8 protein-coding genes and 1 pseudogene are annotated in these 13,005 nt (G+C 61.0%); 4 read left to right on the forward strand and 5 right to left on the reverse strand.

What is annotated here, in order from left to right:
* Position 1: 1 nt before the first annotated feature.
* From ACP7D4_RS21115 to ACP7D4_RS21135, 5 genes are all read right to left on the reverse strand, one after another.
* Complete coding sequence (locus ACP7D4_RS21115) at positions 2 to 1,303, reverse strand: aspartate aminotransferase family protein (RefSeq protein ID WP_426211158.1); 1,302 nt, start codon at positions 1,301 to 1,303, stop codon at positions 2 to 4.
* Entirely contained in the window at positions 1,300 to 1,686 is a 387-nt protein-coding gene (locus ACP7D4_RS21120) for a cupin domain-containing protein (protein ID WP_426106014.1), read from the reverse strand. The genes ACP7D4_RS21115 and ACP7D4_RS21120 overlap by 4 nt, the downstream gene beginning before the upstream one ends.
* Positions 1,673 to 2,875, reverse strand: a complete 1,203-nt coding sequence (locus tag ACP7D4_RS21125) for a sedoheptulose 7-phosphate cyclase (RefSeq protein ID WP_426211159.1) — start codon at positions 2,873 to 2,875, stop codon at positions 1,673 to 1,675. The genes ACP7D4_RS21120 and ACP7D4_RS21125 overlap by 14 nt, the downstream gene beginning before the upstream one ends.
* Before the next feature lie 20 nt (positions 2,876 to 2,895).
* A complete protein-coding gene (locus tag ACP7D4_RS21130; RefSeq protein WP_426211161.1) occupies positions 2,896 to 5,172 on the reverse strand; it encodes a carbohydrate binding family 9 domain-containing protein in 2,277 nt (758 codons plus the stop codon).
* A 327-nt stretch (positions 5,173 to 5,499) separates the two neighbouring features.
* Entirely contained in the window at positions 5,500 to 7,344 is a 1,845-nt protein-coding gene (locus ACP7D4_RS21135) for a glycoside hydrolase family 13 protein (RefSeq protein ID WP_426211163.1), read from the reverse strand.
* 951 nt (positions 7,345 to 8,295) lie between these two features.
* Between ACP7D4_RS21135 and ACP7D4_RS21140 the strand changes: the two genes are divergently transcribed.
* From ACP7D4_RS21140 to ACP7D4_RS21155, 4 genes and pseudogenes are all read left to right on the forward strand, one after another.
* Positions 8,296 to 9,108 (forward strand): hypothetical protein, encoded by an 813-nt coding sequence (locus tag ACP7D4_RS21140; protein WP_426211165.1) that lies wholly within the window; start codon positions 8,296 to 8,298, stop codon positions 9,106 to 9,108.
* Between the two features lie 359 nt (positions 9,109 to 9,467).
* The gene (locus tag ACP7D4_RS21145; protein WP_426211167.1) at positions 9,468 to 11,363 is read left to right on the forward strand and encodes a DUF4253 domain-containing protein; all 1,896 of its coding nucleotides are present in this window, start codon (positions 9,468 to 9,470) and stop codon (positions 11,361 to 11,363) included.
* Positions 11,364 to 11,550: 187 nt separating this feature from the next.
* On the forward strand, positions 11,551 to 12,420 hold the full coding sequence (locus ACP7D4_RS21150) for a tyrosine-type recombinase/integrase (protein ID WP_426211169.1): 870 nt from the start codon (positions 11,551 to 11,553) through the stop codon (positions 12,418 to 12,420).
* A 45-nt stretch (positions 12,421 to 12,465) separates the two neighbouring features.
* A pseudogene (locus ACP7D4_RS21155) lies at positions 12,466 to 12,885 on the forward strand (IS91 family transposase); the annotation flags it as partial.
* Positions 12,886 to 13,005 lie beyond the last annotated feature (120 nt).

The raw sequence follows: 13,005 nt of genomic DNA on the forward strand, positions 1-13,005 counted from the left end.
CTCAAGCTTCCTGTTGCTGTTGCGCGATGGCGCGCTCGAGGATAGCGAGCGCCTCGTCGACGCTCTCATCGGACACGTTGAAAGGCGGCGCCAGGCGCAGGATATGCCCGCCCAGGCACAGGCGCAGCCCCATGTCCAGGCACAGCGTAAACACGCGCCGCGCCGCCTGCGGGTTGGGCGTGCGGCTGGCCTTGTCGCGCACGAATTCAATCCCGTACAACAAGCCCAGGCCGCGCACCTCGCCGACCGCCTCAAAGCGCTCGGCCAGTTGCTGCAGCTGCGGCGCGATGCGCAGCTCAAGGCGCAGCACGCGCGCCAATAAATCCTCGGCCACGATCACGTCCAGCGTCGCCTGCGCCGCGCACAGTCCCAGCGGATTGCTGGCGAAGGTCGACGAGGAACTGCCCGGCGCGCCGAAGGCGGGCGAATTCATGATCTCCTTGCGCCCGGCCAGCACCGCGAACGGAAAGCCCGAGCCCAGGCCCTTGGCCATGGTCACCAGGTCGGGCTCGATGCCGAGCCGGGTCGAGGCCAGAAAGGTCCCGGCGCGCCCGCCGCCGGTGACGATTTCGTCAGCCACCAGCAGCACGCCGTGTGCGCGGCAAGCTTCGCCGATGATGTCCCAGTAGCCGGGCGGCGGCACGATCACGCCGGCCGCGCCGAGCACCGGCTCAAAAAAGAAGGCGGCCACGTTGTCGCGCGCGATATGGCGCTTGGCCAGCTTGGCGCACTGCAGATCGCAGCTGGGGTAGCTCAATTCGAGCGGGCAGCGGTAGCAATACGGCGAATAGGCCAGAATGCTGTTGCCCGAAAAGCTCTGGTGCCCGATATCCCAATGCACCAGCTGGCGTGCGCCGGCGGTCTTGCCGTGAAAGCCGTAGCGCAGCGCGCCGACCCGGTTGCGCCCCGGCGCGGCAGTCGACCAGACGGCGCGGATCGCCGCTTCGACCGCCTCGGCCCCGGTCGACAGAAAACAAAACGCGTCCAGGCCGTGCGGCATCAGGCTCGCCAGCATCTCGCCCAGCGCGGCGCGGCCCGGCGTGGCGCAGTCGTGCACGTTCCACAGCTTGCCGATCTGCTCCTGCATCGCCGCCACCACCTGCGGGTGGCAGTGACCGACCGACTGGGTCAGGATGCCGGCCGCGAAATCGATATAGCGATTGCCCTCGGTGTCGAACAAATGGTCGCCGCTGCCGCTGGCGAACACGCGCGCACCCACTTGCGCTTCTTCGGAAATGCCACTGGCCAGGTGGCGCTGCTCGCGTGCGAGCTGCTCGGCCTGATGCGCTCCCGGCGTGCTCATGGCGCCTCGGCGGCGGAGACCTGGAACACCAAGAGGCCGATAGCGGCCGCCGAATCGTTGCGCAAACCGTGTTCGCCAAAGGGCGGGTTGACCAGGATATCGCCCGGTTCGACTCGGCGCTCTTGCTCGGCGAACCACATGCTGCCGCTGCCGGACAGGATCACATACCATTCCACGTTGTCGCCGTGGCGGTGGCGCCCGATGCTCGCGCCGGGCGGAATGACGACCAGGTCGATGAACTCGACCCCGGGCGCGCCTGCGGAGCGCTGGAACGGACGGAACACGGAAACGCTGCCCTGGCCGTCATGGCAGTGCGGCTGCTCGGCGAGATGGTCACGGTACAGATTGCTGACCGTGCCGCTGGCGGCCTCAGGCAAGCGCATGCACGTCCTCCTCGCTGAGCGCGGCGCGGGTATTGCAATAGCGGCGCAGATCGTCGGCGGCGGCGGCCACCAACTCGGCCGGCAGCGCCTCGCTGTGGCGGATGAAATCGGCGCACCCCAAGCCGGTCGGCACCACCAGATTGACGCGCCCGCCGCGGTGCAGCACCATGTCGCGCAGGGCTTCGACGAGCAGCGCGGCACTGCAGGTGGCGGCGTGGTAGACCGGCAGGCCGCTGGCCACCAGCAGTGCCAGGATGCGCGCGCAGTCGGCCTCGCTCAGCAAGCCCAGACGCACGGCGATGCGGGCCGACAGCGCCATGTCGATCGCCACCGCTTCGCCGTGGTGCAGCTGGTGGTCGCTTTCGATTTCCATCATCGGGGAAAAGCTGTGGCCGAAATCGACCAGCCGCGCCAACTCGCGTTCCTGCAGGTTGGGACACAGTTCGTCCATCATCAGACGGATCGCCATGGTCAGCACCTTCAGATCGCGCTGGCCGTCCTGCACGCTGCCATCGGCGAAACGGCGCGCGCGGATCGACGCCACGTGCACTTCAAGCAGTTCGAACAGCTCGGCGCTGACGATGATCGCCATCTTGATGATTTCGGCCAGACCGCAGCTGATCTGGCGCGCCGGCAGCGACTGCAGCAGGCGCGGGTCGTTGATCGATGCATGCGCCGGGTAGTAGGTGCCCACCATGTTCTTGGACGCGAGGAAGTTGACCCCGGTCTTGATGCCCACGCCGACGTCGATCTGGCCCACCAGCGTGGTGTTGACCTTGATGAAGCCGATGCCGCGCTTGTAGATCGAAGCGGCGAAGCCGACGATGTCGCACACGATGCCCCCGCCGACGGCGACCAGCAAGCCATGGCGGTCGATGCGCGCCTCTTTGGCATGCTCGCAGATCGCTTCGACGCTGCGCAAATTCTTGTTATGCTCGCCCGTTGGCAGCACCACGTACTGCCAGCTGCCCTCCGGCAGGTGGGCCGCGAAATAGGCGCGCACGGCCTCGCCGTACAGGGAGTCGACCACGCCGCTGGAAAACACCAGCACCTGCCGCCCTTCGCAGTAGCCGGCCAATAATTCGTTGTCGGGGTCAAAAACACCCTCGGTCATGTCGACGCTGTAGCGCCATTCTGCCACGGCGCGGGAATGGAAGGTACCGTCGATGTGATGTACGCCTGTTTGCATTGGGTTCTCCTGCTGGGGATTTAGATTTGCCATGACAATTTGAGAAATACCTCGTTTTGCGCCGTGTGGGGCGCGCTGCCGGGGGCGTCGCCGCGCGTTAAGGTCAGGCCGGCATAGGCCGCCGTGCCGAACGATGCGGTGTGGCCGTAGACGAACGAGGCGACCTGCTGGGTACTCCGGGCAGCGACCGGCAGCGCATACCACTGCGGCGCGCGCTCGGTGCGCGTCCACTGCGCGATCATGCGCAGCGAATCGTGCGCGCTGAAGTGATAGATGCCATTGAGCTGGGCCGCCTGCGCCGTGTACAGGCGCTGGCCCTGCTCGGCCCCGTCCTTGCCATCGATCCAGTTGATGGTGTAGGTCGGTTCGAATTCGAGTCGTTCGGACGGGCGCACGCGCCCATACAAGGTCAGCGTGCCGCCCTTGCCCACGCGCGTGGCCAGCACGTCGATCTGGTCGCCGTAGGTCAGTTCGGCCTGCAGGCGCGCCAGCACCGGGCCCGGCGTGATGCCGACGCGCCCGCCCGCCAGCGCCGTGGTGAGCACCTCGCCACCGGCCAGGGTACGGGTGCGGTTGGCCGGCTTGACGTGCAGTTCGAATTCGCTGTCCAGGGGGCCGGCGATCCAGATGCCGGGAAAAATGTCGGTCGAGATCAGCGCGCCGCTGCGGTCGACGCGGCGATCGGCATAGAAGTAGAGATTCATTTCATTAAAGGGACCGGTTCGGCCCAGCTTGCGCGAGGTCTGGCCGTTGACGAAGCGGTAACCGACTTGCGAAAAGAAGCCGTTATCGGCGCGAAAGCCATCGCTGACGTCTTCCAGGCTGCCCTGCAGGGACCAGTTCTGCGGGTCGTGGCTCCAGTCGAGCATGGCGGCGTGGCCGCTGCTGCGCTCGCCTGCCACCAGCGCGCCGTGGCCGTCGGCCTTGGCGGTGGTGGCGCTCACCAGCAACTGGGCGCGCACGCGGTCGTAGGCGCCCGGCTGCCAGCTCAGGTCGGGACCGGCCAGGCTGTTGTAGCCGCGAGCGCCCGCATACCGGCGTTCGCTGCCGGTCATGCCCAGCACCAGATCGCCCCGCTTGAACTGGATGCGCCCCAGCGCCGCTTTCGAGCCTTCGCTGACGCGGGCATACCCGGTGCCGTAGGGACCGGGCAACTGGACCAGGCTGTCGCCGCGGTCGTTGGCGTACAAGGCGGTCAGGTCGCTGCTCTCGCCGCGCCGGGTGTAGCGCGCGCCGAATCCGATCTGGCCGATGGTACGGGTGTTGATGGCGCGCAGCGGCGTTTGCAGCAGGTCGCTACCCTCAAGAAAGAAGGGGCGCTTTTCCAGCACGAACAGGCCGAAGCGGGTGTTGCCGGACAATTGGGGTGCATCGAGTTCGACCTGCGAAAAGTCCGGCTCGATGGTGAGGTCGACCACGCTGGCCGAATCGGGCCGCAGCTTGACGTCCAGGCTGAGCTTGCGCTTGTCGGTGCGCACATCGGCGGAGCCGGTCTGCTCGCTGCGGTTGCGACTCATGACCAGTTGCGGCGTGGCGCTCCAGCTCAAGCCCGTAGGCAAATCGTTCAGTTGGGCGACCGGAGTGGCGAAGCACAGGATGCAGTTGGTATTACGGGTGACGGGGGCGCTGTACATGCGGTAGCGCTGCTCGCGCGTCAGGTTGCGCATCACCAGCAGCTTCCACGGCGCCGTGCCGTCGCGCACATAGGCGACCGAGGCAAACGGAATGCGCGCCACCATGGTCCAGCCGCCGTCGAAGCGGGCGGTGGCGGCGTCGACATCGATGTCCGGCGCGAAGTTGTCGCCGCCGGCGGGACTGTGGGAGCCGTCGCTGATGGCGCCGCGCGCGTTGACGTAGATGACCTGGGCCGATTTGGCGCTGCCGCCGGAATCGAGGAACAAGCCGATGTAGTCCTGGTCATTGCTCAGCTTGTCGCGACGGGCGAAAGGACTGCGGATCCGGCCCGGCTCGCCGTCGTGGGCGCGCACGCCGATATACAGGTAGCGCTGGTCGTACAGCACCTTCACTTCGGTGCGCACTTTGGCGGCCACGTTGTCGACCGGCTGGGTTTCGAAGAAGCTGTCGTAGACGGGGGCGCCGGCCCAGGCGGCGTCGTTGAGGGTGCCGTCCAGGTGGATTTGCTGGTTCGCCGGCAAGCGCCGGGCCTGGAAACCGTCGGCGCCAAATGCGATACCTGAGAGAAGCACGCACAGGCTGAAGAGCGCCGGTCGCGGCCAGCTGCGCACGCCATCCAGCGACTTCGGTCGCGCCATCGCTGCCCATCTATCGACCTTCATGTCTGCGCTCATCCTGACCGTCACCTAGATTATTGTGTAGTAATAATACATGGATATTTTGTAGTAAACCTACAACCCGGCAGAAAAACATGAAATTTTTATGAGGACGATTACACAAAATGTAGAAATAGCTCTAAAAAACAGCAATTTGCAATGTGCTGCAAACTTGTTTTTTACTTCAATGTAAACTAGAACGTTGATCGGCGTTGTATTACTACATGAAATGAGGGCTTGGGGGGTGGTACGGAGGGAAAGCGCTTTGCAGCACGCCGAAGCGCACCGGCGGGCAGGCGGATTGCCCGCCCTGCCCACTTCAAGCGAACGACGCTACCACTCAATAGCGAGCGAGGTCATCGGTTTCATGGCCAGCGGCGCACGCAGCGACACGGTCTCGTCCGTCAAGACGTTGCGGCCGCGCGCGGCCTGCTTGATCATGCTTTTGAAACGCGTCAAGTCGAGCGTGGCCGGACTCGCATTCTTGTTCAGCACGACCATGACGGTGTGCGCGCCGTCGTAGCGGAAGTAGACATAGCAGCCGTCCTGCGGGATGAAGTGGGTCAGCTTGCCGCCGGCGATGGCGGCGCTGCCCTTGCGCCAATTGAACAGCTTGCGCGTGAAGGCTTGCATGTCGGTTTGCTGCGCGGTAAGGCCGGCGCCGGTGAAGGCGTTCACATGGTCGCCTTCCCAGCCGCCCGGCATGTCGGCGCGCAGGCGGCCGTCGTCGCGTTCGACCGGACTGCTGGTCAGCACTTCCGTGCCATAGAAGAACTGGGGAATGCCGCGCGTGGTTGCCGTAAACAGCAGCGCCGTCTTGAGCAGGTCGACATTGCCATGCACTAAAGGCAGCATGCGCGAGCGGTCATGGTTGTCGACGAACACGAGCAGATTCATCGGGTCGGGGTACAGGAAGTCATTGGCGATCATGTCGTACAGCTTGTGGAAGCCGTCCCAGCCCTGCTCGCTGTTGTTCAGCGTGGCGGGCAGGGCTTCAACAAGGGGAAAGTCCATTACGCTCGGCAAGCCCGAATCGTAGCCGTCGCGGTTGCGGGCGCCCTTCTGCCAGTACGCGACCAGCTGGGGCTGCGCATCCATTTCCTCGCCGACGATATTTAGGTTCGGATACTCCGCCAGCACCGCCTTGCACCAGGCGGACAGGAAGCGCGAGTCGGCGTAGGAAAACGTGTCTTCACGGATACCCGACAAATTGGCGTATTCAACCCACCAGATCGTATTCTGGATCAGGTAGCGGGCTACCAGCGGATTGCGCTGATTCATGTCCGGCATGGAATCGACGAACCAGCCATCCTGGAACAGCGCGCGGTCTTCAGGTGCGGCGTGGATGTCGTGCACGGTGCTGTGCTGGTTATTGGTCAGCGCGCGCGTGGCTGGCACATTAAGCCAGTCGGCGGCGGGCATGTCCTTCATCCACCAGTGGCCGTTGCCGATGTGGTTGAGCACAACGTCATGGATGACGCCCATGCCCATGCCATTGGCGGCGGCGACATAGCGCCGGTAATCGTCATTGTTGCCAAAGCGCGGATCGACGCGGTAAAAATCGGTCAGGGCGTAGCCGTGGTAGGAATACGCTTGCTGGTTGTTTTCCAGCAGTGGCGTCGGCCAGACCATGGTGAAGCCGAGCTGCTTGATGTAGTCCAGGTGCGCCGTCATGCCCGCCAGGTCGCCGCCGTGGCGCGCCACCGGGTTGGCGCGGTCGGCCGGCTCCACCATGCCGGGCAGCGTGTCATTGGCGGCGCTACCGTTGGCGTAGCGGTCGGGCATGAGCAGGTAAATGGCGTCGCCGGCGCTAAAACTTTTGCGCTGGGCCGAGCCCTGGCGCCGCTGCTCGAGGCGGTAGCGGGTGCTGGCCAAGGTGGCGCCGCCGCGCTTGAAGGCAATGTCGAACGCGCCGGCGCGCGCACTCGGGGCAATCTGAAAGTTTAGAAAGACATAATTCTTGTTGTCCGTGCGGTCGACGCGCACCAGCTTGACGCCAGGGTAATTGACCTCCGGCTTGAGGCTGGCGATGTTTTCGCCATGGACCATCACCTGCAATTGCGGATCGTGCATGCCGACCCACCAGTGCATCGGCTCAACGTGGGCGATTTGGAAGTCTGCAGCGTGGGCGCTGGATAAAAACACGCTGGCAAGCAGCATGAGGGCTAGTCGTTTCATCACATCTCCTTTGGTTTTTGTAGCAAAATAACATAGATTTCCATCAAAACAATGAAAATCTTGCGGTTATTCTGGACAGATGTAGTGAAATTACATTGCCTCGCCCTTTCCTTGATCCTGGAAGGAAGCAAAAAAGGGCTTGTTGCAGGCTAGCGGTATGAGGTGCGGTGGAACGCTTATGGAAAGCTTTGCATAAAAGTTCTTATGGAAAGGATATTGTTATGCGGAGTAAGCTGATCTGGGGCGACGGCGACGCCTGTTTCACTTGGGTCCGATCTGTCACACTGCTCTGATTCGCTTCACATAATGCCGCCGTCCTTCAGGGCAACCTGCAAGGAGCGCAGCATGCTTACTGCGTATTTCAAATCTGCGCCAACCATTGCGCGGTAGCGGGCCGGAAGTGCCGGCCCGCATCTCGACCGCTTCGTCGCTTGGCTGTCCAACCAAGGCTACCGACGTGTGTCCATAAGGCGTCATGTTCGAGAGGTGGCCAACTTTGCCGCGTGGGTGGTGGGCGTAATCCGTCGGACTCGGTACGGCGCCACTCGACCGTGCGGCCGTGACGCAACTGCACGACTTCATTTCGGCGCGTGGTCGCCTGCACTAGCCAAGTGGCAATTGCCGCCATGTCCACCAGAGTGCCTGTATTTTTGCTCGCTTCTTGGCATTGATTGGCGCTGTCCCACCACCGGCTGATCCAACCGAAAAAATAGAGACCGTTGAAGGTATAACCCCGTTAAGGCTGAAGCCAGGTCGATTTACAGGTCCAGACAAGCTGATCGAATCATTAAAGGCCAGGTAGTGCGCCCGGGCGCTTGATCGCCACAGGCGATTGTAGGCGCTGATCGGCGCCTGTGGAACCGCGTGCTGTTGTGTCGGGTACAATCGACGGCAACCGGCCAGGCGCCGCCATTCGAAAATAAGATAATAAGTGACGGGAAGCGAATCGGTATGCAAGACAGAGACTTTGCAATTGAGGCGACGAAGTGGTTTTTGGCACCTCCTGCGCTGGACAGTCTTGTTCCGGAAATGAGCGCCACTCGGGAAGCGCTCGCATTATCCGCGGTTAGAGACTTGGCCGCCGCGTTTTTTGAAAATATTTCAGCTGTGTTGCAAACCGTTGGGATTCCGGTGACTTTGGCGTCCTCTGCCGCCCACGGGAGCCATTGGCAGCGTATTCACTCTGCTGAACGAATCCGGTCGCTAAAGTTATCAGCCTTCGAAACAGAGGATGATCTCGCGCTGCAGGAGCGACGTGACACTTTAGCTCATGAAGTAGCATCTCGCCGAATGAGTGAGTTTGTCGAGTCTAAGGAAGGTCGCGACGCCACAGCAGCTGATGCTTGCCGATTTCTTATTTCTTCACTCAAGAGTTCAAAGCTTAAGGCCGCAGCTACTGAGCTACTGTTGCAGGGAGAGGTATTGGCGTGGTCTTCTCTAGAAGGGCTTGCCCGAGATTTGCTGGAGTTTATTTTAAATCGTGAGCCTAAGCGAATTGCTGCGTTGATGGCTGATCCCGCTGCTCGGCAGAGAATTCCGGCCAGAATGACCCTCGAAGAAATGGCGACCTTCAACTTCAACCTCACATCTTGCCTAGGTACCCTCGTCGTAGCTCAGCAGGATCTAAGTGACATCAAATCTATCCGTACTCTTATCCCTGCTCTTCTTGGTGGAGACGGATCTGTAACGGTCTCTCTTGGGGAAGAAGTCTGTGGAATTTGTCCCAGCGACGTCATCTTATCGTGCACCGGAGAGGGGTTGTAGACGCCAAGTATCTAGAGGCGGTTGGTGGGTCAGATGCTTTGGGTGAAAAGATTGTTATCAATCCAGATGATCTTGAGCGCGATATTCGTGCAGTGGCGTCGGCTGGGGTCACGATGCTGATAAGAGCGGCGGCTATTTGCACCCCACCATTAGATCCAACGGATTTCTGAAGGCGCGGTTGATCAAGAACGTTGAGCCGTCACTTGTAGAATCTTGCGGGTCCCAAACGGGGCGGCAGCTGCCGACATCGGCGGCCGCACCGCAACCGTCGAGTACAATCGGCAGGGACCGGCCAGGAGCGGACCGTCAACTACGGCCAGGGCCGGCCTACGAAGTACGAACTTGAAAGATTATCCATTGTGCTGACCACAACCCACGTCACTGATCCGGATCTGAACAAAGCGGCTAAGGAACTGCTGGCGAACGCGAATCGGCTTGTATTTGCTGGGCGCTTCCGCGACGCCAAGTTTGTTTTGGAATTGCTCGTTACGCCCGGCCCGTGGATGCTATTCAAGCACGGCAACGTAGTGCAACAATTGGAGCGAATTCTTCCGATTGTTTGCTATTTGTGCGAAACGGGATGCCCATCGATTGGGCAGAAAGCCGCAAGATCAAAGGACGAAATTGCAGCTTGGGCCGAGGGGGAGGCCGAGGATTTTTTGAGTAGCCTGGCCATGCCGATCCGCAATCAGGTTAAGCCGGCTGGTTCGGCCTGGACAGAAGCGAGTTTGGCAGCATTTGCATACATCGTGGATCAAGACTCCCGGGTAAGGGCATTCGCGGATTTTTGCGTTGACGCGGAATTCGTTTTGAAAGAACGGCTTTTAGCAGAATCCAAGCCTCACGGTGGCTCGATCGCCCTCGACAGCCTTATGAAAAGTATCGAGGAGGACACGGAGCCAAATGTCGGCGGGCATAACCTGACACAACTCTTGAGCCATCTTGTTCAAGTGCAGGTCGCAGAACCTGCGCGCCGAATTTCCACTGCCACGATAGGTGCGACAACAGCCAATTATCTGCGCCGAACGAATCGTCCAGAAAACTACATGACGTCGTTCATTTTTCAGGCAGTCACCATATTGTGCTTGAGAGACGGCTTGCTCAGGGCCGCTGCAGACGCGGCGAGTCACCTAGCTTGCAGCGAAAATGAACACTTCCAATTGATCTACATGGCGACCGTCAGACCAGTTCGGGAATTGTTCGCGTCCGGCGCCTGTGCTTCCAGTGTCGGCGTCGACAATGCGACCGTTGCGGCCTACCTCAGCGCAACCGAGAGCCGGCCTCAAGAATGCAAACCCGACGTAAATGCAAGCCCTTTCATGATCGATTCCATCGAGGCGTTCACAAAGCATCTCGTCGGCACACCGCTCGCTGGGCGGAAGGTGTTTGAATTGCCGGTTCTCGATACACCGGAGAAGACTTACGCGATGGAAACCTCCTTGGGCGAAATGGTAGCTCTCTGGCGCAGCGCGCGAGCGCTTGTTCCGCAGACGCGGCGCTGGCCCGTAATAACCACATCCTGGGGGGGCGGCTCGAATGTGTCCGAAGCGATTGCTAACGAAGACTTCTTTTCGCGCTTCTATTTCGAAGAGGCGCCCAATGCGGAAGATGTGTCACCGCGCGCCTTGCTGGCAACCGCCGATACCATCGATCCAGATGAATTCATCAAGCGCATGGAAGAGCAACGCGACAAGGAACTTGCAGAATACGACGATTTTGACGAACGCATCGAATATGAACTGGAAGATACGATGGGCAGGTCCGGATCGGCGCCATCACGGAAAGATGTGAACGAAGCCAGGATTGACGGGCGCGCTATCAGTACGAGATATCAACTTGATCGATGGCTCCTTGATTGGGAGCAGGCGCATGGGGGCTCGGGAGATCCGGAAATGGCGCGGCAAGCATGGTTCGAGCAAGAGCCGGTGATTCTCCTTTTTCTTCCGACCCCCAATTCCTGGGATGCGCTTGCATACCTCAATTGGTACGGTGCATCGGACTTTGGATCAGAGAATTACATTGCGTTGGGCCGTGCTTGGGAAAAGAGGTTTGGCGCCGAACTTTTCGCACATTTCGGGACGATGTTGGAGTGTTTCGTTTCTGATCCCCCTATTTCTGTTCAGGAAGCCTGGGAACTGGCGCAGGAGCACGACCTGGCAGCATCGTGCACGCTAGCCTTACCAGGCATAACACTGCGCCATTACGCGATTGGCCTGATGGGATCCGATCGCTGGTTTCTGCACGAGCGTCCGTAGATGATCGACAACGGCCAAGCCGGCTGGCGCCGGCGTGCCGTCGAGTACAATCGGCAGAGACCGGCCAGGGGACTAAACCGCTCGCGCGGTAGGACTTCGATCGAAGGTAACTCGGAGTTGACATTGTGGCTCCGGTTTCTATCGTGAAACAGAGGTAATTCGCCTCATTTCCGACAGGAGCCAAGCCATGAAAGCGCCAGTAAATCCCCCCAGCCCGCTTCGTCAGCGGATGATCGACGACATGCGGATGCGCAAACTTGCGCCCAAGACCCAGCAGCACTATATCCGAGCCGTGCGCCGGTTGGCAGAGTTTCTCAAGCGCTCACCGGACACGGCCAGCACCGAAGATTTGCGGCGCTATCAGCTGTACTTAGTAGACCAGGGCACATCACCGGTTTCGCTGAATGCGGCCATTACCGGCTTAAAGTTCTTCTTTGACATAACGGCCGACCATCCGGAATTGATGGCCAAGATACGCCCGGTGCGCGTGCCGCGCACCCTTCCAGTGATACTCAGCCGTGAAGAAGTCAGTCGCCTGATCATCGCCGCCGGCAACCTCAAGCATCAAACTGCGCTCGCGCTGGCGTACGCCACGGGACTGCGCGCGAGCGAGGTTGTGGCCCTCAGGGTCGCTGATATCGACAGTGAGCGCATGACGCTGCGGGTGGAGCAAGGCAAGGGCCAGAAGGACCGCTACGCCATGCTCGCGCCGGTGTTGCTCGAACGCCTGCGCGTATGGTGGCGTGTGGCACGCGCCCAGGGCAAGATGCCAGACGGCGGCTGGCTATTTCCCGGGCTCGATCCCATCAATCAGCTCAGCACGCGACAGCTCAACCGCGCCATCCATGCGGCAGCGCACGAGGCCCGGATCGATAAAAGCGTCTCGATGCATACGCTTCGCCATAGCTTTGCCACCCACCTGCTGGAACAGAAGGTTGATATCCGCGTTATCCAAGTGCTGCTGGGTCACAAGAAGCTCGACACCACAGCCCTCTATGCACAGGTCGCGACAGAACTCCTGCGCGAAGTGGTGAGCCCGCTTAAGGCCGTGCGATAGACGACGGCCATGGGCACTACACGGCCTGCCTTGTAAGTTGCTGACATCTTCCGGCGCCACGGCCCAGCCTGGAGGCAGACGGAACGATTGAGCCTGGGTCAGCTCAAGGTGATGTCGGCCATCGAACAGTGCCGCAGTGCGGCGCTGGGAGGGCACGCGCTGCGCTGCGACGGCTGCGGTTATGCGGAAATTGCCTACAACTCTTGCCGCAACCGCCATTGTCCAAAGTGTCAGGCCCAGGCTGCCAAGCGCTGGCTCGAAGCACGTCAAGCCGATCTGCTGCCGGTCGAGTATTACCACGTGGTGTTCACTTTGCCGGCCCCGATCGCGGCCATCGCCTGGTACAACAAGGCCGTGGTGTACGGCCTGCTGTTCGATATCGCCGCTGAGACCATGCGCACCATCGCCGCCGACCCCAAACACCTGGGCGCGCAGATCGGCATGACGATGGTCTTGCACACATGGGTGTTACGTCCTTTGAAATCCTAGGCTCGCCGGGGCGCTAAATCCCGGGCTCTTCGAGGGCGTTCAGTAAACTTTCACCCATGGCAGCGTGGGACGTCATGCAAAAAAGATAGGCCAGTA

The organism is Massilia sp. TWP1-3-3, from assembly GCF_049897805.1.
Taxonomy (GTDB): domain Bacteria; phylum Pseudomonadota; class Gammaproteobacteria; order Burkholderiales; family Burkholderiaceae_D; genus Telluria_A.